Origin of the sequence: Pseudomonas sp. RAC1 (assembly GCF_030658255.1) — a bacterium.
In the GTDB taxonomy this organism is placed as follows: domain Bacteria; phylum Pseudomonadota; class Gammaproteobacteria; order Pseudomonadales; family Pseudomonadaceae; genus Aquipseudomonas; species Aquipseudomonas boreofloridensis.
The window spans coordinates 224,307-246,408 of sequence record NZ_JAUTXS020000032.1; the positions used below are offsets into that span (position 1 = coordinate 224,307).

Below are 22,102 nucleotides of genomic sequence, written 5' to 3' on the forward strand. Positions count from 1 at the left end.
CACTTTCCCCTATAAGAACAACGACGATGATGTTTACCCAACCCTCCGCGTCATTGCGGCGCGTCAGCATCCTGGCAATCGATAAAGTCTTCGCATCGACACTGATGCAGGCCAAGGACTTCTTCCACTTGGCCAGCCTGCGCTACAGCAAACAGCTGGGCCTGGGCCTGCAGTCGATGTTCGAGATTCACCTGGTAAGCCCCGACGGCCAGCCCGTCAACAGCTTCAGTGATGTTCAGTTGCCCGTGGACGGGGCACTGGGTGACGCCGACGTGATCATCCTTCCGGCCTTCTGGGAAGACTTCGACATCCTGCTCGCCCGCTATCCCCAAGTGCTGCCCTGGCTGCGCGAGCAGCATGCCCGCGGCGCCGTGCTCTGCGGCGAAGCCAGTGGCGTGCTCTGGCTCGCCGAATCGGGGCTGCTCGACGGCAAGGAGGCGACCACCTACTGGCGCTTCTTCAACAGCTTCGCCGAGCGTTTCCCGAACATTCGCCTGAACCAGGACAAGCACCTGACCGACGCCGACAACCTGTACTGCGCAGGGGGCACCACCTCGGCCTGCGATCTGTACATCTACCTGATCGAGCGTTTCTGCGGGGCGAACGTGGCGCGCGCCGTGGCCCGCGACATCCTCTACGAGGTGCAGCGCAACTACACCCCAGGACGCATGGGCTTTGGTGGCCAGAAGCTGCACCAGGACCTGATCATCCTGCAGGTCCAGCACTGGCTGGAGGAGCACTTCGCCGACAAGTTCCGCTTCGAGGACGTGGCGCGCAATCATGGCATGAGCATTCGCAACTTCATGCGCCGCTTCCAGGGCGCCACTGGCGACAAACCGCTGCACTACCTGCAGCGCCTGCGCATCGAAACGGCCAAGGGCCTGCTCTCCAGCACCCGCAAGAGCATCAAGACCATCAGTTACGAAGTCGGCTACGACGACGCCAGCTTCTTCGCCCGTCTATTCCGCCAGCACACCGAACTGTCCCCCAACCAGTATCGCCAGCAATTCATGCAGGAGGCCTAGGCCTCCTGCAGCGGCAAGCTGTGAGCTTCAAGCTACAAGAAAAAGCCAGAGCAGATCGCATTCTGCTCTGGCTTTTTTCTTGCAGCTTGCAACTTGAAGCTTGTCGCTTGCCGCTTGCCGCTTGCCGCTGCCCGCTAGGGCTTGTGTGCGCGCGACAGGAATTCGTGGGACTGCATTTCCAGCAGGCGGCTGAGGGTGCGCTGGAATTCGAAGCTCAGGCGACCGCCAGTGTAGAGGTCTTTGAGCTCGACCTCGGCCGAGATGATCAGCTTGACGTTGCGGTCGTAGAACTCGTCGACCATGTTGATGAAACGCCGGGCGATGTCGTCGGTGGTGACGCCCATCTGCTCGACGTTGCTCAGCAGCACGGCGTGGAAGATCTTGCCCAACTCGATGTAGTCGTTCTGGCTGCGCGGGCCGTCGCACAGCGCGCGGAAGTCGAACCAGGCGACATCGTCGCAGGTGCGCAAGGCATGGATCTCACGGTTCTCGATCACCAGCACATCGTTCTCGACGGCCTGGGTGCACTCCGGCGTCAGCGCCTTGAAGCTGGCGCGCATGCTCTGCTCGGCGGCCTCGTTGAGCGGGAAATGGAACAGCTCGGCCTGCTCCAGGTGACGCAAGCGATAGTCCACGCCACTGTCGACGTTCACCACCTCGGTGTACTGCTTGATCATGGCGATGGCCGGCAGGAAGCGCGCGCGCTGCAGGCCATCCTTGTACAGGCCGTCCGGCACGATGTTGGAGGTGGCCACCAACGACACGCCGTTCTTGAACAACTCTTCCATCAAGGTGCCGAGAATCATGGCATCGGTGATATCGGAGACGAAGAACTCGTCGAAGCAGATGACCCGCGCTTCCTGGGAGAAGCGCTTGGCGATGATCGTCAGCGGATTCTTCTCACCCTTGAGGGTCTTCATTTCCTCGTGCACGCGCTTCATGAAGCGGTGGAAGTGGGTACGCATCTTCTCCTTGAACGGCAGCGCCTCGAAGAAGGTATCGACCAGGTAGGTCTTGCCCCGCCCTACCCCACCCCAGAAATACAGGCCTTTGACCGGCGTCTGCTCCTTCTTGCCGAACAGCTTGCCGAGCATACCTGGCTTGTTGTTCTGCGCGGCGATCAGGTCGTCGTACAGGCGCTGCAAATGACGCACCGCCGTTTCCTGCGCCGCGTCATGGAAGAAGTCGGGGCGTTTGAGATCTGCTTGGTATCGTTCTAGGGGCGTCATGATTTCGTTAGCGAGGCAACAAAAAACGGGCCGTCACTGTAGCGAGCGGCCCGCATAATGGCAATTGGCGTTGCGGCGGATTGATCCGGTCGGAATGACCCGGTCAGGTTGACCCGATCGGGAATGACTCAGTCGACCTGTGGCGCAAGCGCTTCGCGCAGACGTTGTACAGCAGCATCGCGACCCTGCTCATCGACCGCCTGCGGCCCTTCGGCCACCTGCTCGTCCGCCAGCCACAGCGAGAAGCCCAGGCCCTCGACCCGCACATCAGCGTCGCCGCCCTGCTGCAGTTGCTTACTCACCGCACCCGCGCTCTTGCCGTCGGCGAAGCGCTTGGACAGCAGCAACTGCTCACCGTCGGCGGCCAGCAGGCGGAAGCGGAAGCTGCCGTCTTCGTCGCGGAAGCTAACGAAGCGCGCACTTTTGACCGCCTTTTTCTTGCCTTCGGCACTGGCCTGAACGCTGCTGCGGAACGAACGCAGGCCGACCGATTCGCGAAGTTGCTCGAGGAACGGCGTGGCGATCTTGCGGGCTTTGGCAGCGCCCGCCAGGAGGATGTCTTCGAGATCGGCGGGGCGCGCGATGAGCTGATGATAGTGCTCGCGCTTCTCGGCCAGTTGACCGTCGAGCAGTTGGAACAGACGCTGTTTCGCTTCGCCCCAGCCCAGGCCTTGCAGCAGCTCCTCGCGGAACTCGCCTGCCTGGTCCACGCTGGCGAAGGCCTGGTACAGGGTGAACAGGTGCGCGTTGTCCGGATCCTTGGCCTCGCCCGGGGCGCGCGAATCGGTGACGATCCGCGAGATGGCGTCCTTCATGTCCTTGGCGCTGGTGAACAACGGGATGGTGTTGTCGTAGCTCTTGGACATCTTGCGCCCGTCCAGGCCCGGCAGCGTGGCCACGCTTTCCTCGATCAGCGCCTCGGGCATGACGAAGAACTCCTTGCCCTGGCCGAACAGGTGGTTGAAACGCTGGCCGATGTCGCGGGCCATTTCCACGTGCTGGATCTGGTCACGGCCGACCGGGACCTTGTGCGCGTTGAACATGAGGATGTCGGCGGCCATCAGTACGGGGTAGCTGTACAGGCCCATCGACACACCGGCGTCCGGGTCTTCGCCGGTTTCCAGGTTCTTGTCCACCGACGCCTTGTAGGCGTGGGCGCGGTTGAGCAGGCCCTTGGCGGCAACGCAGGTCAGCAGCCAGGTGAGCTCGGGAATTTCCGGGATGTCGGACTGGCGGTAGAAGGTGACCTTGTTAGGATCCAGGCCGCCGGCCAGCCAGGTGGCGGCGATTTCCAGGCGCGAGCGCTGGATGCGCAGTGGATCGTCACACTTGATCAGGGCGTGGTAGTCGGCCAGGAAGTAGAACGAGTCGGCACCGGGCTGCTGGCTGGCAAGGATCGCCGGGCGGATGGCGCCGGCGTAGTTGCCCAGGTGCGGGGTGCCGGTGGTGGTGATACCGGTGAGAATGCGCGTGGTCATGGGAGATCGCTTGTTCAGGCTTGGCTCAGTTCGAAAGACGCGGCAGCAGCAGATCCTTCAGATCGGTCAGCTTGCCATGGAAGAAGTGTCCGCATTCTGCCACTTTCAGCAGCTCATGGGGGCGCGTCAGCGCGTCGGACCATTCATAGACCAACCGAGGCTCGACCACCTCGTCGGTGTCAGGCTGGATCACCGTCAGCGTGCAGCGCTGCGCCAACGGGAACTGCTCGGTCAGGCGCATCACCGCCGGGGCGACCATGAACAGGTGCGCCAGCTCCACGCCAGCCGCCTCCAGGCGACCGGCCAGGCTGGCCGCGACGAAGCCACCGAAGGAGAACCCCATCAGCACTAGCGGCAGGCCAGGATGGCGCTCGCGCAGCCAGGCCGCTGCCGCTTCGGCATCGGTCACTTCGCCGGCGCCCATGTCGTGGCTGCCAGCGCTCTGGCCGACGCCCCGGTAGTTGAAGCGCAAGGTGACGTAGCCGGCGTCACGGGCGGTACGTTGCAGGGTCGAGACCACCTTGTTGAGCATGGTGCCACCCTGGACTGGGTTGGGGTGGCAGATCAGCACCGCGCCACGGGCGTCGGCCACATCCAGGTACAGCGCCTCCAGAGGACCGCAGGGGCCATCGATGAACAAGGGGGTTTCGCGGACAAGCAAGGCACTACTCCGTGACCTTGGCAAAGGTCGATTCGTCTAGGAGGGGAATTCTGTTCTGATTTGCGATCGCTCGCGGTATACAGCGCAGGTCTGAGCCGTTAACGTAAAGCAAAGCCGTTTATAGAGGAAGGACTCGTGGAACACTCGCTCCTTGTTTGGTTGCTGCCGACCGTGGCACTGGTCGTTGGTGTCGTCGTCGGTTTCGCCCTGGCCCGCCTGCTTCCCAATGCGGCTCCCAGCAGCACGCAACGCCAGTTGGACGACATCCAGCAGCGTTTCGACAATTACCAGAACGAAGTGGTCACCCACTTCAACAGCACCGCTTCGCTGGTGCGTAAACTCACCCAAAGCTACCAGGACGTGCAGGAACATCTGGCCGACGGCGCCAATCGCCTGGCCCTGGACGAACTGACGCGTCAACGTCTGCTGGCCTCGCTGCACCCCGATGCCGCCCACGGCCCGCGTGATCGCCTCACGCCACCGAAGGACTCTGCCGAGGTGCCGCTGGACTACGCGCCGAAAGCCCCGAATTCGCCCGGTATGCTGGACGAGAGCTACGGCCTGAAGCGCTGAAACTCGAACCAGGCCGCTTGCAGCGGCCTTTTTCAGGTCTCGACGAAGGTGAGAAACGGCGTTTCAAGCACTCGCCCGTAACGCCTGACCCAGGTCGGCCAGCAAGTCCTCGATGTCCTCAAGCCCCACCGACAACCGCACCAGCCCTTCGGAAATGCCGTGTTCGGCCCGCTCCTGGGCGGTATAGCTGGAATGGGTCATGCTCGCCGGATGCTGGGCCAGCGACTCGGCATCGCCCAGGCTCACGGCCCGGCTGAACACCTGCAGCGCGTTCATGAACCGTCGTCCGGCCTGCTGCCCGCCCTTGAGTTCGAACGCGATCATGCCGCCGGGCAGGCGCATCTGGCGCTGTGCCAGACCGAACTGGGGAAAACTCGACAGGCCAGGGTAGCGAATCACCTCGACCTGCGCCTGGCGCTCGAGGAACTGCGCGACGCGCAACGCGTTGCTGCAGTGACGCTCCATGCGCAGCGCCAGGGTCTTGAGGCCGCGCATGAGCAATGCAGCGTCCTGCGCCGAGAGCACCGCGCCGGTCATGTCCTTGAGGCCTTGCAGGCGAATGCGCTCGATCAGTGCCTGGCGCCCCAACACCAGCCCGGCGGTGAGATCGCCATGACCGCTGAGGTACTTGGTGGCCGAGTGCACCACCAAGTCCGCCCCCAACTCCAGTGGCCGTTGCAGATAAGGCGTGCAGTAGGTGTTGTCGACCGTCACCAGTAGCTCATGCCGACGGGCCACGCCGACCACTGCGGGGATGTCGACCAGGTGCATGTTAGGGTTCGCCGGGGTCTCGAAATAGATCATGCGCGTCTGCGGGGTGATCGCCGCCTCGAGGGCGGCGAGGTCGTTCAAGTCGACGTGACGGATCTTCACGCCGAACTCGCCGAGGCCGTGGTGCAGGAACGCGAAGGTGCAGCCATAGAGGGTCTCGCCGACGATCAGCTCATCGCCAGGGCGCAACAAGGTCCACAGGGTCGAGGTGATGGCGCCCATACCCGAGGCCAGCGCCAGCCCGGCCTCGGCCCCCTCCAGCGAGGCCATGCGTTGCTCCAGCAAGGCCAGGGTCGGGTTGGAAATACGGCTGTAGACGTGCCCGGCCTGTTCGCCGGCGAAGCAGGCCGCGCCATATTCGACGCTCGCGAAGGCGTAGGTGGCAGTTTGATAAACCGGCGGCACCAAGGCGCCGCCGTGGGACTGAGGGTCGTAACCCTGGTGAATGGCGCGGGTGGAAAATCCTGGCTTGTCGCTGTCGGCGCGCATGGCATCGGCCTCGTTGTTGTTTGTTCTAAGCTTATGCCCGGTGACAGGCGAAACTATTCCAAACTGTCACGCCGCTGAAAGAATTCCTGGAATGGAAACACTCAATAGAACGAACAAAGGGCATAACATGCCAACGCCTCTGGACCGCACCGACCGCGCTCTTCTTAACGCGCTGCAGAACAACGCTCGCCTGACCGTGGCCGAGCTCGCCGACCAGGTGTCGCTGACCACCTCACCCTGCTGGCGGCGGGTCAAGCTGCTGGAAGAAGCCGGCTACATCACGGGCTACCAGGCCACGCTGTCACCCAAGGCCCTGGGCTACGGCGTTACGGCCTTCGTCAGCATCATGATGGAGTCACACAACAAAGAAGCCGCTCGAGTGTTCGAGCAACGGCTGATGGAGATTCCGCAGATCGTCGCCTGCCACAACGTGTCTGGACGCTATGACTTCCTGCTGGAAATCCTGGCCCACGATCTTGAATCGTTCGGCGAATTCGCCCGCGAAGTGCTGCAGACGCTGCCGGGGGTGAAGGAGATCTACTCGAGTTTTTCGTACAAGGCGGTGAAGCAGCGGCGGGTGATTCCGGTGGCGGAGCGACCGTTATAAACCCGCTCAACCGTCGGCCAGCGTTCTGCCGCTTTGGGCGCGTACGACTTAGGTGAAGCGCTCGGGCGTCGAATCGGCGCCCGTATGGATTCAGTAAAGACTTGGCCGACAGCACCGGGCTGCTGCGCAACCCCGTGACTGTCGGCCGATCACCCAACTGGCGCGGAACCTGGAGTCCGCGTCCTAACGCAGCGCTTAGAGGGCGCCGCGCTGGCGCAGCACCTCAAGCACCTGCTTCACGCCGTCCTCGACGCTGGTGCCCTGGGTATCGATCACCAAATCCGCATCCAGCGGCACATCGAACGGGAAGCTCTCGCCCGGGATGTTGTCGCCACCGGCAGCATACAGCCCCTGCGGGTCGCGCTCGCGGCAGACCAGCGGCGAGGCCTGCACGTAGACGGTGACCAGGCGTTCCTTGCCGATCAACGCCTTGGCCTGCTCACGGCCTTCGGCATCCGGGGCGACGAACGCTGCCAGGGTCAGCAGACCGGCTTCGTTGAACTGGCGCGCCACATGGGCGGCACGGCGCCAATTCTCGGTACGCCCGGCGCGATCCTGCGGCAACCCCTTGTTCAAGTCATGGCGCAGGTTCTGCCCGTCGAGCACGTAGACCGCGCGGCCCATGTCGAACAGCTTGCGCTCCACGGCATAGGCCAGCGTGCTCTTGCCGGCGCCGGACAAGCCGCTGAACAGCACGGTCGCCGGCTGCTGGCCGAAGCGCAGGGCGCGTTCCTCGGTCGAGACATGCGCGGCCTTGCCGTGCTGACCGGCGCCGCCATGTGGCAGTACAGGCTCGGCGATGATCATGCCGGCACCGACGGTGCCGTTGGTCAGGCGGTCGATGACGATGAACGCCCCGGTGGTGCGGTTGCTGTCGTAGCCGTCGAGGGCGATGGCAGCGTCCAGCGATACCTTGACCCGGCCGATCTCGTTCAGTTGCAGCGCGCTGGCGGCGCCCTTCTCCAACGTGTTCACATCGACCTTGTGGGCGATGCTGGCGATCGAACCCGGCACATAGCTGGTGGCGCGCTTGATGTCGTACTTCTTGCCCGGCAGCATCGGTTCTTCGGCCATCCACACCAGCATGGCGTCGAACTGGTCGGCCACCTGCGGCACGTTGTCGGCATGCACCAGCAAGTCGCCACGGGAGATGTCGATCTCGTCTTCCATGGTCAGGGTCACGGCCTGGCCAGGCCCGGCGTTCTCCAGCTCACCTTCGTAGGTGACGATGGACTTGACCCGGCTGCTCTTGCCCGACGGCAGCACCACGATCTCATCGCCCTTGTGCACCACGCCACTGGCCAGGGTGCCGGCGAAGCCACGGAAGTTCAGGTTCGGACGGTTGACGTACTGCACCGGGAAGCGCAGGTCGGTGAAATTGCGGTCGGCCGCCACTTCCACGGTTTCGAGGATTTCCATCAGCGCAGGGCCGGTGTACCACGGCGAACGCTCGCTGCGGTTGACCACGTTGTCGCCCTTGAGCGCCGACATGGGCACGAAGTGCAGGCTGCTCGGCTTCAGGTCGATGGCTTCGGCGAACGCCAGGTAATCGGCCTTGATCGACTCGAAGACCTGCTCGTCGAAGCCCTTGAGGTCCATCTTGTTGACCGCGACCACGATGTGCTTGATGCCCAGCAGCGAGGCAATGTAGCTGTGGCGGCGGGTCTGGGTCTGCACGCCATAGCGGGCATCGACGAGGATGATCGCCAGGTCGCAGGTGGACGCACCGGTGGCCATGTTGCGGGTGTACTGCTCATGGCCGGGGGTGTCGGCGATGATGAACTTGCGCTTGGCAGTCGAGAAGTAGCGGTAGGCGACATCGATGGTGATGCCCTGCTCGCGCTCGGCCTGCAGGCCATCGACCAGCAGCGCCAGATCGACTTCCTCGCCGGTGGTGCCGGACTTCTTCGAGTCACGGGTGATGGCCTCGAGGTGGTCCTCGTAGATCATCTTCGAATCGTGCAGCAGGCGCCCGATCAGGGTGCTCTTGCCGTCATCGACGTTGCCGCAGGTGAGGAAACGCAGCAGTTCTTTGCGCTCGTGCTGAGCCAGGTAGGCGAGGATATCCTCGCTGATCAATTCGGATTGGTGACTCATTTCATTCGAGCTCCAAGCTGTAAGCGTCAAGCGGCAAGCCTGTCGGCGTACAACTAGTTAGACATTCTGTTGATCAACCCACTCAGCATTCTGGAGAGCTCGCGGGTTTCATTAATCCAGCCGCTAGCCAGCCCAGCGTCGATGTAACCTATCTCACCACCGATCATCAGCTGCGTACGCAACTCCCCGCAGGACGCTTTCGCAACGCTGAGATACCAAACCTTCTCTCTGCTCCCGCGCCGCTCCATGCCCTCGGCAATATTGGACGGGATGGAAAGTGCTGACCGCGTGACCTGATCCTTGAATCCATAATCACGACACCCAGCCAGTATCCGGTACAACTCAATGGCCAAACGCTTACTTCGTTGCCAAACTGCCAGCTTCTCAAAATCCATTACGAGCACTCCGAGCCGCCCGCAATACGGCGGCAATCCACAAGTCTCAAACGCTACGCGTTCAGCTTCTGTCTTGCAGCTTGCCGCTTGTAACTTGAAGCTTAGAAATACCCTTGGCGTTTCTTGTCTTCCATGGAACCGGCGCCATCGTGGTCGATGACACGGCCCTGGCGTTCAGACGTGCGCGTCAGGAGCATTTCCTGAATGATGTCGGTGAGCGTCTCGGCTTCCGACTCGACAGCACCCGTCAGTGGGTAGCAGCCCAGGGTTCGGAAACGCACCTTCTTCTTGACGATGCGGGCTTTCTCTTCATCGGTCAGATGCTCGAGGATGCGCTCGTCGTCGATCATGATCAGGGTGCCGTTCTTCTCGATGACTTCGCGCTCGGCGGCGAAGTACAGCGGCACGATCGGGATGCCTTCGAGGTAGATGTACTGCCAGATGTCCAGCTCGGTCCAGTTCGACAACGGGAAGACGCGGATCGACTCGCCCTTGTTGACCTTGCCGTTGTAGACGTTCCAGAGCTCCGGACGCTGGTTCTTCGGATCCCAGCGGTGCTTGCTGTCGCGGAACGAATACACGCGCTCCTTGGCCCGCGACTTCTCTTCGTCGCGGCGCGCACCGCCGAAGGCGGCGTCGAAGCCATGCTTGTCCAGCGCCTGCTTGAGGCCCTGGGTCTTCATGATGTCGGTGTGCTTGGCACTGCCGTGGGTGAAGGGGTTGATGCCCTGCGCCACACCCTCGGGATTGACGTGGGTGATCAGCTCCAGGCCCATTTCCTCGACCATCTTGTCGCGGAAGCGGTACATCTCCTGGAATTTCCAGCGGGTGTCGACGTGCATCACCGGAAATGGCAGCTTGCCCGGGAAGAAGGCCTTACGCGCCAAGTGCAGCATCACGGCGGAGTCCTTGCCGATCGAGTAGAGCATCACCGGATTGTCGAACTCGGCGGCCACCTCGCGAATGATGTGTATGCTTTCCGCCTCCAGCTGTTTCAAGTGCGTCAGTTTGTCGACCATGGCTACTCACGAAAAACGATCTTATGGACGGCCAGCGGGCCGTGTTCGAGCGGAGCACTTTATCACAGCGTCTGATTCTATTTAGGCGGTCAGTTAGATCGAAAGGGTCTAATGATATGACTGCCGGTTTGGCCTTCGTACGCGGTATTCAAATCGGATTGGGGCAGTCGATGAACAGGTGTTCGAGGGCGAAGCGCCTGGCCAGATAGTCGCCCAGCGCCTGTACGCCATAGCGCTCGGTGGCGTGATGCCCGGCGGCGATGAAGCTGACGCCGTTCTCGCGGGCACTGTGGAAGGTCTGCTCGGACGCCTCGCCACTGATGAACAGGTCCACACCGGCAGCGATGGCAGCATCGATGTAGCCCTGCCCGCCGCCGGTGCACCAGCCCACCCGGCGAATCAGGCCCGGGCCCTCGATCAATAGCGGCTCACGGCCCAGCGCCTCATGCACGCGACGGGCGACATCGCTGGCGGCCATGGGCTCGGCCAGCGAACCGATCAGGCCGATCACCCGTGGGTTGTCCGGATCGAGCGGGCCTTCGACGGTGATGTCGAGTTGCCGCGCCAACTGCACGTTGTTGCCGACTTCCGGGTGCACGTCCAGCGGCAGGTGGAACGCCAGCAGGCTGATGTCGTGCTTGAGCAGGGTCTTGATGCGGCGCTGCTTGATACCGGTGATGCACGGGCTTTCGCCCTTCCAGAAATAACCGTGGTGCACCAGCACCAGGTCGGCGTCGGCCTCGACCGCCGCGTCGAGCAAGGCCTGGCTGGCGGTTACGCCGGTGACGATGCGCCTGACCTGCGCACGCCCTTCGACCTGCAAGCCATTGGGGCAGTAATCCTGGATCTTGGCGCTGCCGAGGTAGCGCTCGGCTTCCTCGACCAGGGTGCTCAGGGCGACGGCCATCCACATATCTCCTCGTAATTCGCTGCTTCAACGGGCGCCAGGCCTCGTATACTGGCCGCCATTATGGGCTGTCGCGGTAGCCGGGGGAACCGGAGCCTGCGGCGCGGGCAAAGCCGCGCCTACAGGTGTATCATCGCGCGCGTTCGCGTTCAGGCCCCCGCCCCACTCCAGGATTTTTTCGATGTTCAAGGCTCTGCGTTACTTTGGCTGGCCCCTGCTCACTGGCGTGCTGATCGCCGCACTGATCATCCAGCGGTTCCCGGAATGGGTCGGCCTGCCCAGCCAGGACGTCAACCTGCAGCAGGCGCCGCAGACTTCGCGGATCGTGCAAGGCCCGGTCAGCTATGCCGACGCCGTCACCGTCGCTGCCCCAGCCGTGGCCAACCTGTACACCACCAAAGCGGTGAACAAGAACGCTCACCCGCTGTTCGAAGACCCGCAATTCCGCCGCTTCTTCGGCGATAACCTGCCCAAGCAACGGCGCTGGGAGTCGAGCCTGGGCTCGGCGGTGATCATGAGCCGCGAAGGCTACCTGCTGACCAACAACCACGTCACCAGCGGCGCGGACCAGATCGTGGTGGCGCTCAAGGACGGCCGCGAAACCCTGGCGCGGGTGATCGGCAGCGACCCGGAAACCGACCTGGCGGTGCTGAAGATCGACCTCAAAGATCTGCCGGCCATCACCATCGGCCGCTCCGACAACGTGCACATCGGTGATGTCTGCCTGGCCATCGGCAACCCCTTCGGCGTCGGCCAGACCGTGACCATGGGCATCATCAGCGCCACAGGCCGCAACCAACTGGGGCTGAACAACTACGAAGACTTCATCCAGACCGACGCGGCCATCAACCCGGGCAACTCCGGCGGTGCGCTGGTCGATGCCGACGGCAACCTGATCGGCATCAACACCGCGATCTTCTCCAAATCCGGCGGCTCCCAGGGCATTGGCTTCGCCATCCCGGCCAAGCTGGCGTTGGAGGTCATGAAGTCGATCGTCGAGCACGGCCAGGTGATTCGCGGCTGGCTGGGCATCGAAGTGCAGCCGTTGTCGCAGGAACTGGCCGAGTCGTTCGGCATGCAGGGGCGTCCCGGCATCGTCGTGGCCGGCATCTTCCGTGACGGTCCGGCCCAGCGCGCGGGCCTGCAACTGGGTGATGTGATCCTGAGCATCAACGGCGAGCCGGCCGGTGATGGCCGCAAGTCGATGAACCAGGTGGCGCGGATCAAGCCGAACGAAAAGATCAGCATCGAGGTGATGCGCAATGGCAAGCAGCTCAAGCTGATCGCCGAAGTGGGCCTGCGCCCGCCACCAGCGCCGGTGGCCAAGCAGGAAGAGAAGTAAGCCAACCCCACGCCTCCAGAAGCGGGCAAGCCGCTTCTGGAAGGCCCCCCGCCATCAGTGCAGGATCTGGCTCAGGAACAGCTTGGTGCGGTCGCTGCGCGGGCGGTCGAAGAAGTCGTCCGGCGCGGCCTGCTCGACGATCTCGCCCTTGTCCATGAAGATCACCCGATTCGCCACGGTGCGGGCGAAACCCATCTCGTGGGTCACGCAGAGCATGGTCATGCCGTCTTCGGCCAGTCCGACCATGGTGTCGAGCACCTCCTTGACCATTTCCGGATCCAGCGCCGACGTCGGCTCGTCGAACAGCATGATCTTGGGTTTCATGCACAGCGCGCGGGCGATGGCCACCCGCTGCTGCTGACCGCCGGACAACTGCCCCGGATACTTGTGCGCCTGCTCGGGAATGCGCACCCGCTCCAGGTAATGCATGGCGATTTCCTCGGCCTTGCGCCGTGGCAGCTTGCGCACCCACATCGGCGCCAAGGTGCAGTTCTCCAGAATGCTCAGGTGCGGGAACAGGTTGAAGTGCTGGAACACCATGCCGACCTCGCGACGGATCGCCTCGATCTGCTTGAGGTCGTTGGTCAACTCCACGCCATCGACCACGATGCGCCCCTGCTGGTGTTCCTCCAGCCGGTTGAGGCAGCGGATGGTGGTGGACTTGCCCGAGCCCGACGGGCCGCACAGGACGATGCGCTCGCCCTGGCGCACGTTGAGGTTGATGTCCTTGAGCACATGGAACTGGCCGTACCACTTGTTCACGCCCTGCATCTGGATGATGCCTTCGGGGCCGGCGCTGTGTCTGATCGCTTCACTCATCTCGAAACTCCTAACGCTTGTGGCCAGTGTCCAGCTTGCGCTCCAGGTGCATGGAGTAGCGCGACATGGCGAAACAGAAAATCCAGTAGACCAGGGCGGCGAATACGTAGCCCTCGGTGGCCATACCCAGCCAGGCAGGGTCTGCCGTGGCCTGGCGGGTGCTGTTGAGCAAGTCGAACAGGCCGATGATGATCACCAGGCTGGTGTCCTTGAACAGCGCGATGAAGGTGTTGACGATGCCCGGAATCACCAGCTTCAAGGCCTGCGGCAGGATCACCAGGCCCATGGCCCGCCAGTAGCCCAGGCCCATGGCGGCGGCGGCCTCGTACTGCCCTTTGGGGATGGCCTGCAAGCCGCCACGCACCACTTCGGCGATGTACGCCGACTCGAACAGGATGACGAAGATCATGGCCCGCAGCAGTTTGTCGAAGCTGGTGCCCTCAGGCATGAACAGCGGCAGCATCACCGACGACATGAACAGCACGGTAATCAGCGGAATGCCGCGCCAGAACTCGATGAAGGTCACCGAGACCGCCTTGACCACCGGCATGTTCGAGCGCCGGCCCAGCGCCAGCAGAATCCCCAGTGGCAAGGCGGCGGCGATGCCCACGGTGGCGATCACCAGCGTCAGCATCAACCCGCCCCACTGCGAAGTCGGCACGCTGCTCAGGCCGAAGCTGCCGCCGTGCAGCAACAGGTAGGCGAGGATCGGATACAGCACCAGGTAGCACAGGCCGTAGGGCAGTTTTCGCGGAAAACGCCGGATGAACAGCGGCGCGGCGCCGATCACGCCCAGCCACACGCTCAAATCCACCCGCCAGCGCAACTCGCTGGGGTAGTAGCCATACATGAACTGGCCGAAACGCTGCTGGATGAACACCCAGCAAGCGCCCTGCCCGCTGCAGTCGGCGCGGGTACTGCCGGTCCAACTGGCGTCGAGGAACGCCCAGTGCAGCAGCGGCGGCACGATCAGCCAGATCAGGTACAGCGCGAACAGCGTCAGCAGGGTATTGGCCCAACTGGAAAACAGGTTGGCCCGCAGCCAGGCGAGCACGCCGACGGTCTTCACCGGTGGCGGCATGTCGGGTTTGAAAACATGGGTAGTCATGCGCCGGCCCTCACCGTTCGATCAGCGCAATGCGCTTGTTGTACCCGTTCATCAGCAACGAGATGCTGATACTGATGGTCAGATATACGCCCATGGTGATCGCCATCACCTCCACCGACTGGCCGGTCTGGTTCAGCACCGTACCGGCGAACAGCGACACCAGTTCGGGGTAGCCAATCACCGCCGCCAGCGACGAGTTCTTGGTCAGGTTCAGGTACTGGCTGGTCAGCGGTGGAATGATCACCCGCATGGCCTGGGGGATGATCACCTTGCGCAGGGTCGGCCCTTCGCGCAGCCCCAGCGAGCGCGCCGCCTCGGTCTGGCCATGGCTGACCGAGCGGATGCCGGCGCGAACGATCTCGGCGATGAACGCTGCGGTGTAGATCGACAGCGCCAGGGTCAACGCCAGGAACTCGGGAATCAGCACCCAGCCGCCGGTAAAGTTGAACCCTTTGAGCTGCGGCACCTGCCACTGCAGCGGGTTGCCGAACAGCAGCACGCACACCCCCGGGATACCGACCAACAGCAGCAGGCCGACCCAGAATTTGTGAAACGGCTGGCCGGTTTCATCGAAACGCCGGTTGGCCTGGCGCACCATCACCACGATTGCCACCAGCGCCAGCAACAGGGACACCACGAACGGCCAGAAGCCTTCGCCCATCGACGCACCGGGCATGTTCACACCGCGGCTGCTGATGAAGAACAGGTCATCGATGTTGATGCTGCCGCGCGGTCCCGGCAGCGCCGTGAACACGGCGAAGTACCAGAACAGGATTTGCAGCAACGGCGGGATGTTGCGGAAGGTCTCGACGTACACCGCCGCCAGCTTGCCGATCACCCAGTTCGACGACAGCCGCGCCACGCCGATGATGAAGCCGAGCACGGTGGCCAGGACGATGCCGATGGCACTGGCCAGCAGGGTATTGAGCAACCCCACCAACAGCACGCGGGCGTAGGTGTCGGTCTCGTTGTAGTCGATCAGGTGCTGGGCGATGCCGAAGCCGGCACTGCGCTCGAGGAAATCGAAGCCCGAGGTGATCCCTCGGTGCTGCATGTTGGTCTGGGTGTTGTGAATGAGGAACCAGCCCAGGGCGATCACGGCCACGACCGTGACGACCTGGAACAGCCACGCACGCACGCGCGGATCGCTCAGGGACAGCCCTTTGCGCGCGCCGGTTGGATTGTTCATGAAAGGCACCGAAAGCAAGGAAGTGGAACGACCCGCGACGGCCACATGCCATCGCGGGTGACGGCAATCAGCGCACCGGTGGCGCGTACTGGATGCCGCCGTTGTTCCACAGGGCGTTCAGCCCGCGGTCGATCTGCAGCGGCGTGCTCTTGCCCAGGTTCTTCTCGAACACTTCGCCGTAGTTGCCCACCTGCTTGACGATCTGCACCACCCAGTCCTTGGGCAGCTTGAGGTCCTTGCCGTACTCACCGTCGGCGCCGAGCATGCGCGCTACGTCCGGGTTCTTGGTGGACTTGGCCTCGGCTTCGACGTTCTTGGAAGTCACACCGGCTTCTTCGGCGTTGAGCATGGCGAACAGCGTCCAGCGCACGATGCTGAACCAGTCTTCGTCACCCTTGCGCACTACCGGTCCGAGGGGCTCCTTGGAAATGGTTTCCGGCAGTACCACGTAGTCGCCCGGCGCGGCCAGCTTGGAGCGCTGTGCGTAGAGCTGCGACTTGTCCGAGGTGAGCACGTCGCAACGCCCGGACTCGAGCGACTTGGCGCTCTCGTCGGAGGTATCGAAGGTGATCGGGGTGTACTTCAGGCCATTGGCGCGGAAATAGTCGGAAACGTTCAGTTCGGTGGTGGTGCCGGCCTGGATGCAGATGGTGGCGCCGTCGAGTTCCTTGGCGCTTTTCACGCCGAGCTTGTTGTTGACCAGGAAGCCGATACCGTCGTAGTAGGTAACGCCGGTGAACACCAGGCCCATGCCGGAATCGCGCGAGCTGGTCCAGGTGGTGTTGCGCGACAGCACATCGACTTCACCGGACTGCAGCGCGGTGAAGCGCTCCTTGGCGTTGAGCTGGCTGAACTTGACCTTGCTGGCATCGCCGAACACGGCCGCCGCCACGGCGCGGCAGACATCGGCGTCGATGCCGACGATCTTGCCCTGGGCGTCAGGGACGGAGAAGCCCGGGAGGCCGTCGCTCACGCCACACTGGACGAAGCCCTTCTTCTGCACCGCATCGAGCGTGGCCCCGGCCTGTGCGGTGCTCACGGCACCGAAGGCGGCGGCAGCGGTCAGGACTGCCAGCGTGGTTTTCAACATCTTCATCAACAACCTCCAAATGCTCTTGTTGTATCGAGCCGGAATTGCACCGCGCCCTCATGAGGCGCATCCGACCCTGGTTGGCGTGTTATTCGGGTCAATTGGCGCAACGGGCCGTTCTGTGACAGCCTTTCCTGCAAGTGGACGGTGTTACCGGTCCGGTTTCGCCCCGTGCAGCGACATGGACATAGCAAGGGGCGTACCACAGTGACCGCCTAAAGCGTTTAAGCAGACGTCAAGAGGGTAAAGTTGCAGCGTTGCGACATGCAGTTATGGCCCTCGCCATCCACGCCGCCTTTTCACGCACTCAATGAGTTCCCACGCACTTTTTCGGAGCATTCATGACCCAACCGTTGATCCTCGAACCCCAGAATACGGCCGATGCCTGTGTGATCTGGTTGCACGGCCTGGGCGCCGACCGTTACGACTTCCTACCGGTGGCCGAATTTCTTCAGGAACGACTGCACAGCACGCGCTTCATCATGCCCCAGGCGCCGACCCGCCCGGTGACCATCAACGGCGGCTATGCCATGCCCAGCTGGTACGACATCAAGGCCATGAGCCCGGCGCGGGCCATCGACGAAGCGCAACTGGACGCCTCCGCCGCGCAGGTCATCGACTTGATCGAAGCCGAACAGGCCAAGGGCATCGACCTGGCCCGCATCGTCCTGGCCGGTTTCTCCCAGGGCGGCGCAGTGGTGCTGCACACCGCGTATATAAAGTGGCAAGAGGCCCTGGGCGGCGTCATCGCCCTGTCGACCTACGCCCCGACCTTCAGCGACACGCACCAGCTCAGTGCCTGCCAGCAGCGCACGCCCGCCCTGTGCCTGCATGGCGTGCACGACCCGGTGGTCATTCCCTCCATGGGGCGCACGGCGTTCGAGTACCTCAATACCTGGGGCGTGGCGGCGCGCTGGCACGAATACCCCATGGAACACGAAGTGCTGGTGGAAGAACTGAGCGACATCCACGACTGGCTGGCGCAACGGCTTCAGTGATTTCCCACGCGCCTGTAGTCGCGGGCGCATTGCACTACGCCGAGTGGGGTTCTTGCATTACACTGCCCGGCGTACATTCCTTAATCAATTGACGAGACGACCGTGCTCAAGGCACTCAAGAAGATATTCGGCAAAGCCGACGCCGCCCCGCAGGCCGTCGCGCCCTCTGCCCCCGTGACAGCCCAAACGCCGCAGCCCACTGCCGCCAGCGCGCCCAGCCCTCAGGCGGAGCCAGCGCCTCAGGCCACTGCACCGGTCGCCCGGACCCCGCGGGAAAAACCGCGCCGCGAGCGCAAGCCCAAGCCGCAGGCCAGCCTGTGGAAACCGGAAGATTTCGTGGTCGAACCCCAGGAAGGCAAGACCCGCTTCCACGACTTCAAGCTCTCCGACACGTTGATGCATGCCATCCACGACCTGGGTTTCCCCTACTGCACGCCGATCCAGGCGCAGGTGCTGGGCCACACCCTACGCGGCCAGGACGCCATCGGTCGGGCCCAGACCGGCACCGGCAAGACCGCCGCGTTCCTCATCTCGATCATCGCGCAACTGCAACAGACGCCGCCGCCCAAGGAACGCTACATGGGCGAGCCGCGCGCATTGATCATCGCGCCCACCCGTGAACTGGTGGTGCAGATCGCCAAGGACGCCGAAGCCCTGACCCGCTACAGCGGGCTCAGCGTGATGAGCTTCGTCGGCGGCATGGAATACGACAAGCAGCTCAAGGCCCTGGAGAAACGCCACTGCGACATTCTGGTGGCCACGCCCGGGCGCCTGCTGGACTTCCAGCAACGCGGCGAAGTGCACCTGGACATGGTCGAGGTGATGGTGCTGGACGAGGCCGACCGCATGCTCGACATGGGCTTCATTCCGCAGGTGCGGCAGATCATCCGTCAAACCCCACCCAAGAGCGAACGTCAGACCCTGCTGTTCTCCGCCACCTTCACCGACGATGTGATGAACCTGGCCAAGCAGTGGACCACCGATCCTGCCATCGTCGAGATCGAGCCGGAGAACGTGGCCAGCGAAACCGTCGAGCAGCACGTCTATGCCGTGGCCGGCAGCGACAAGTACAAGCTGCTGTACAACCTGGTGACGCAGAACGGCTGGCAGCGGGTGATGGTCTTCGCCAACCGCAAGGACGAGGTGCGGCGCATCGAGGAGCGCCTGGTGCGCGATGGCGTCAACGCCGCGCAACTGTCCGGCGACGTGCCGCAGCACAAGCGGATCCGCACCCTGGAGAACTTCCGTGAAGGGCGCGTCACCGTGCTGGTGGCCACCGACGTGGCCGGACGCGGCATTCACATCGACGGCATCAGCCATGTGATCAACTTCACCCTGCCGGAAGACCCGGACGACTACGTGCACCGCATCGGCCGCACCGGGCGTGCGGGCACCAGCGGGGTGTCGATCAGCTTCGCCGGCGAGGACGACGCCTACCAACTGCCGGCGATCGAGGAACTGCTGGGGCGCAAGATCAAATGCGAGATGCCGCCGGACGCGTTGCTCACGCCGGTGCCGCGCAAGGCCCAGGCGAGCGCCAACCCGTCGGTGTAGACGCGCCTGGCTACTGCCAGCGCTCGACCGCGTCCTGGTCGCTCTGGCGGCCTTCCACCCAGCGCGGCCCCTCCTGGGTGGTTTCCTTCTTCCAGAAGGGCGCGCGGGTCTTGAGGTAGTCCATGATGAAATTGCAGGCGTCGAACGCCGCCTGCCGGTGCGCGCTGGCCACGCCGACGAAGACGATCGGCTCGCCCGGCTCCAGCGCGCCGATGCGATGCAGCACCTCGACCTTCAACAACGGCCAGCGCTGCTGCGCCTCGTCGACGATCTTGCCCAGCGCCTTCTCGGTCATGCCCGGATAGTGCTCGAGGAACATCCCCGCCACCTCGCGCCCGTCGTTGAAGTCGCGCACGTAGCCAACGAATCCCACCACCGCACCCACGCCGACATTCGCCGCGTGCAGGGCATTGAGCTCGTAGCCCGCATCGAAGACGGCCTGCTGAACCCGTATGGCCATGCTCAGCCTCCCGTTACCGGTGGGAAAAAGGCCACTTGGTCGCCCTCCTCCACGGGCTCGTCGAGCCGGCACAATTCCTCGTTGCGGGCGCACATCAGGTTCTGCTCGGCCAGCACCGCGTAGGCGCCGCCCTTGGCCAGCAACGCCTGGCGCACATCGTCGAGCACCTGGAAATCGCCGTCGAGCGACTCGCCGTCGAGCCCGAGCCGCTCGCGGTAGCGGGCGAAATACAACGTCCTGATCTTCATCACACAGGCACCTGGTAGTGGCCGCTCTTGCCGCCGATCTTCTCCAGCAGGCGCACCTGCTCGATGACCATGCCTTTGTCGACGGCCTTGCACATGTCGTAGATCGTCAGGGCGGCGACACTCGCGGCAGTCAGCGCCTCCATCTCCACCCCGGTTTGCCCGGCCAGCTTGCAGCGGGCGAGGATGTGCACGGCGTCTTCGCCGTCGGCGCGCAACTCCACCTTGACGCTGGTGAGCATCAGCGGATGGCACAGTGGGATCAGGTCGCTGGTTTTCTTCGCCGCCTGGATACCCGCGATGCGCGCCACGGCGAACACATCACCCTTGGGGTGCTCGCCCTCGACGATCATGCGCAGCGTGGCCGGCAACATGCGCACCCGCGCCTCGGCGCTGGCCTCACGTGAGGTCACGGCCTTTTCAGTGACGTCGACCATGTTGGCACGCCCCTGGGAATCGAGATGAGTCAGCACTGCTCTGCTCCTGTGAAGAGAGTGCAGAGTGTAAACCGCTACTGGGCGAATGTGCAGGCAAAGCGCCCCAGCGCCGGCGAACCGGCGTTGAGGCGTTGGGGGCTACATATGCGACTCGGCGTACTCGGCCAGCACCGAGCGCGGCACACCCTGCAGGGTGATGTGCACGCCGTGGGGGAAATCCTTGAAGCGCTCGGTGAGGTAGGTCAGGCCCGAGCTGGTGGCGGACAGGTAGGGGGTGTCGATCTGTGCCAGGTTGCCCAGACATACCACTTTCGAGCCGGAGCCGGCACGGGTGATGATGGTCTTCATCTGGTGCGGGGTGAGGTTCTGGCATTCATCGATGAGGATCAGGCTCTGCTGGAAGCTGCGCCCGCGAATGTAGTTCAGCGACTTGAACTGCAACGGCACGCGCTCGAGGATGTACTCCACACTGCCATGGGTGCTCTCGTCATCCATGTGCAAGGCTTCGAGGTTGTCGGTGATGGCGCCCAGCCAAGGCTCCATCTTCTCCGCCTCGGTGCCCGGCAGGAAACCGATCTCCTGGTCCAGGCCCTGCACGCTGCGGGTGGCGATGATGCGCCGGTAGCGCTTGCTGACCATGGTCTGCTCGATGGCAGCGGCCAGCGCCAGGATGGTCTTGCCCGAGCCGGCGGCGCCGGTCAGGTTGACCAGGTGGATGTCCGGGTCGAGCAGGGCGAACAGCGCCAGGCTCTGATGGATGTCGCGCGGCTTCAGGCCCCAGGCCTCCTGATGCAGCAACGGTTCCTGATGCAGGTCCAGCAGCAGCAGTTCCCCTTCGCGCACCCCCTTGATCCAGCCGACGAAACCTTGCTCGTCGATGATGAACTCGTTCACGTGCACCGCCGGCAGCGGCTCGCTCAGTTGCACGCGATGCCAGGTACGGCCGCGCTCCTGGCGGGTGTCGACCTTGCTCACGCGGTCCCAGAACGAGCCGCTGACCGAATGGTAGCCCTTGGACAACAGCGACACGTCGTCGACCAACTGGTCGGTGCTGTAGTCCTCGGCGGCGATGCCGCAGGCCCGCGCCTTCAGGCGCATGTTGATGTCCTTGGTCACCAGCACCACGTCCAGGTCGCCGCGCCGAGCCCGCAGCTCCAGCAACTGGTTGATGATGATGTTGTCGTTCAGGTGTTCGGGCAGCAGCCGCGACGGCTCGTGGCGCGGACTCATCAGGATCGACAGGAAACCCTTGGGGCCGCTCTTGCCACGCTGGATCGGCACGCCCTGTTCGACGTCGGTGGGCGAGGCCTCGCCCAGGGTCTGATCGATCAGGCGGATGGCCTGGCGGCATTCGGCGGCGATGGTCTGCTTGCCGGTCTTGAGCTTGTCGAGTTCCTCCAGCACCGTCATCGGGATGGCGACATGGTGCTCCTCGAAATTGAGCAAGGCGTTGGGGTCGTGTATCAGGACATTGGTATCGAGGACATACAGGATGGGCTTGTTGGAGGAAGGGTTGCGTCCTTGGTCATCCATACTCGGTCACCTTATGTGAAAGCAGGACGGCACAGGCGTACTGCGCCGCAGAGTGACCGCCGTTCTCCCCGTATCC

At 63.5% G+C, this 22,102-nt stretch carries 22 protein-coding genes; 6 read left to right on the forward strand and 16 right to left on the reverse strand.

From position 1 onward, the window contains the following. Positions 1–128: 128 nt before the first annotated feature. A complete protein-coding gene (locus tag Q7C30_RS12515; RefSeq protein ID WP_162889598.1) occupies positions 129–1,025 on the forward strand; it encodes a GlxA family transcriptional regulator in 897 nt (298 codons plus the stop codon). Positions 1,026–1,159: 134 nt separating this feature from the next. On the opposite strand, the gene zapE is transcribed toward Q7C30_RS12515, so the two are convergent. From zapE to Q7C30_RS12530, 3 genes are all read right to left on the reverse strand, one after another. After that, positions 1,160–2,254: a cell division protein ZapE gene (gene zapE, locus Q7C30_RS12520; protein ID WP_029612127.1), complete on the reverse strand. Its 1,095-nt coding sequence runs from the start codon at positions 2,252–2,254 to the stop codon at positions 1,160–1,162. 128 nt (positions 2,255–2,382) lie between these two features. Next, positions 2,383–3,732 carry a tryptophan--tRNA ligase gene (locus tag Q7C30_RS12525; protein WP_317871664.1) on the reverse strand — a complete coding sequence of 450 codons (1,350 nt, stop codon included), beginning with the start codon at positions 3,730–3,732 and terminating at the stop codon, positions 2,383–2,385. A gap of 25 nt (positions 3,733–3,757) precedes the next feature. Continuing rightward, positions 3,758–4,393 (reverse strand): alpha/beta fold hydrolase, encoded by a 636-nt coding sequence (locus tag Q7C30_RS12530; protein ID WP_317871665.1) that lies wholly within the window; start codon positions 4,391–4,393, stop codon positions 3,758–3,760. A gap of 135 nt (positions 4,394–4,528) precedes the next feature. On the opposite strand from Q7C30_RS12530, the gene Q7C30_RS12535 reads away from it, so the two are divergent. Beyond that, complete coding sequence (locus Q7C30_RS12535; protein WP_029612124.1) at positions 4,529–4,966, forward strand: DUF1043 family protein; 438 nt, start codon at positions 4,529–4,531, stop codon at positions 4,964–4,966. 63 nt (positions 4,967–5,029) lie between these two features. Here Q7C30_RS12535 and Q7C30_RS12540 read toward each other — a convergent pair whose 3' ends face one another. Continuing rightward, positions 5,030–6,226, reverse strand: a complete 1,197-nt coding sequence (locus Q7C30_RS12540; protein ID WP_317871666.1) for a methionine gamma-lyase — start codon at positions 6,224–6,226, stop codon at positions 5,030–5,032. A gap of 127 nt (positions 6,227–6,353) precedes the next feature. Here Q7C30_RS12540 and Q7C30_RS12545 point away from each other — a divergent pair, with 127 nt between their 5' ends. Beyond that, positions 6,354–6,833 carry an Lrp/AsnC family transcriptional regulator gene (locus tag Q7C30_RS12545; protein ID WP_029612123.1) on the forward strand — a complete coding sequence of 160 codons (480 nt, stop codon included), beginning with the start codon at positions 6,354–6,356 and terminating at the stop codon, positions 6,831–6,833. A gap of 195 nt (positions 6,834–7,028) precedes the next feature. Here the strand turns inward: Q7C30_RS12545 and cysN are convergent, their stop codons facing one another. From cysN to Q7C30_RS12565, 4 genes are all read right to left on the reverse strand, one after another. Beyond that, complete coding sequence (gene cysN / locus Q7C30_RS12550; RefSeq protein ID WP_317871667.1) at positions 7,029–8,930, reverse strand: sulfate adenylyltransferase subunit CysN; 1,902 nt, start codon at positions 8,928–8,930, stop codon at positions 7,029–7,031. A gap of 53 nt (positions 8,931–8,983) precedes the next feature. Next, positions 8,984–9,325, reverse strand: a complete 342-nt coding sequence (locus Q7C30_RS12555) for a four helix bundle protein (protein ID WP_029612122.1) — start codon at positions 9,323–9,325, stop codon at positions 8,984–8,986. A 101-nt stretch (positions 9,326–9,426) separates the two neighbouring features. Beyond that, complete coding sequence (gene cysD, locus Q7C30_RS12560) at positions 9,427–10,344, reverse strand: sulfate adenylyltransferase subunit CysD (protein ID WP_029612121.1); 918 nt, start codon at positions 10,342–10,344, stop codon at positions 9,427–9,429. Between the two features lie 148 nt (positions 10,345–10,492). Beyond that, positions 10,493–11,251 carry a Nif3-like dinuclear metal center hexameric protein gene (locus tag Q7C30_RS12565; protein ID WP_317871668.1) on the reverse strand — a complete coding sequence of 253 codons (759 nt, stop codon included), beginning with the start codon at positions 11,249–11,251 and terminating at the stop codon, positions 10,493–10,495. Positions 11,252–11,432: 181 nt separating this feature from the next. On the opposite strand from Q7C30_RS12565, the gene algW reads away from it, so the two are divergent. Beyond that, positions 11,433–12,593 carry a Do family serine endopeptidase AlgW gene (gene algW, locus Q7C30_RS12570; RefSeq protein WP_039579893.1) on the forward strand — a complete coding sequence of 387 codons (1,161 nt, stop codon included), beginning with the start codon at positions 11,433–11,435 and terminating at the stop codon, positions 12,591–12,593. A 54-nt stretch (positions 12,594–12,647) separates the two neighbouring features. Here algW and Q7C30_RS12575 read toward each other — a convergent pair whose 3' ends face one another. From Q7C30_RS12575 to Q7C30_RS12590, 4 genes are all read right to left on the reverse strand, one after another. Further along, positions 12,648–13,412: an amino acid ABC transporter ATP-binding protein gene (locus tag Q7C30_RS12575; protein WP_039579896.1), complete on the reverse strand. Its 765-nt coding sequence runs from the start codon at positions 13,410–13,412 to the stop codon at positions 12,648–12,650. Positions 13,413–13,422: 10 nt separating this feature from the next. Then, on the reverse strand, positions 13,423–14,520 hold the full coding sequence (locus Q7C30_RS12580) for an amino acid ABC transporter permease (protein ID WP_317871669.1): 1,098 nt from the start codon (positions 14,518–14,520) through the stop codon (positions 13,423–13,425). Positions 14,521–14,530: 10 nt separating this feature from the next. After that, positions 14,531–15,709 carry an amino acid ABC transporter permease gene (locus tag Q7C30_RS12585; RefSeq protein WP_039579901.1) on the reverse strand — a complete coding sequence of 393 codons (1,179 nt, stop codon included), beginning with the start codon at positions 15,707–15,709 and terminating at the stop codon, positions 14,531–14,533. 67 nt (positions 15,710–15,776) lie between these two features. Then, positions 15,777–16,805: an amino acid ABC transporter substrate-binding protein gene (locus Q7C30_RS12590; RefSeq protein WP_317871670.1), complete on the reverse strand. Its 1,029-nt coding sequence runs from the start codon at positions 16,803–16,805 to the stop codon at positions 15,777–15,779. 335 nt (positions 16,806–17,140) lie between these two features. On the opposite strand from Q7C30_RS12590, the gene Q7C30_RS12595 reads away from it, so the two are divergent. Beyond that, positions 17,141–17,797 carry an alpha/beta fold hydrolase gene (locus Q7C30_RS12595; protein WP_039579906.1) on the forward strand — a complete coding sequence of 219 codons (657 nt, stop codon included), beginning with the start codon at positions 17,141–17,143 and terminating at the stop codon, positions 17,795–17,797. Between the two features lie 102 nt (positions 17,798–17,899). Continuing rightward, a complete protein-coding gene (rhlB, locus tag Q7C30_RS12600; protein ID WP_317871671.1) occupies positions 17,900–19,351 on the forward strand; it encodes an ATP-dependent RNA helicase RhlB in 1,452 nt (483 codons plus the stop codon). 10 nt (positions 19,352–19,361) lie between these two features. Here rhlB and moaE read toward each other — a convergent pair whose 3' ends face one another. From moaE to Q7C30_RS12620, 4 genes are all read right to left on the reverse strand, one after another. Continuing rightward, the gene (gene moaE / locus Q7C30_RS12605) at positions 19,362–19,811 is read right to left on the reverse strand and encodes a molybdopterin synthase catalytic subunit MoaE (RefSeq protein WP_029614992.1); all 450 of its coding nucleotides are present in this window, start codon (positions 19,809–19,811) and stop codon (positions 19,362–19,364) included. Positions 19,812–19,813: 2 nt separating this feature from the next. Then, positions 19,814–20,059 carry a MoaD/ThiS family protein gene (locus Q7C30_RS12610; RefSeq protein ID WP_029614993.1) on the reverse strand — a complete coding sequence of 82 codons (246 nt, stop codon included), beginning with the start codon at positions 20,057–20,059 and terminating at the stop codon, positions 19,814–19,816. Beyond that, on the reverse strand, positions 20,059–20,529 hold the full coding sequence (gene moaC / locus Q7C30_RS12615) for a cyclic pyranopterin monophosphate synthase MoaC (protein WP_039579913.1): 471 nt from the start codon (positions 20,527–20,529) through the stop codon (positions 20,059–20,061). Before moaC ends, Q7C30_RS12610 begins: the two co-directional genes overlap by 1 nt. Before the next feature lie 102 nt (positions 20,530–20,631). Further along, positions 20,632–22,026 (reverse strand): PhoH family protein, encoded by a 1,395-nt coding sequence (locus Q7C30_RS12620; protein WP_039579916.1) that lies wholly within the window; start codon positions 22,024–22,026, stop codon positions 20,632–20,634. Between the last annotated feature and the right edge of the window lie 76 nt (positions 22,027–22,102).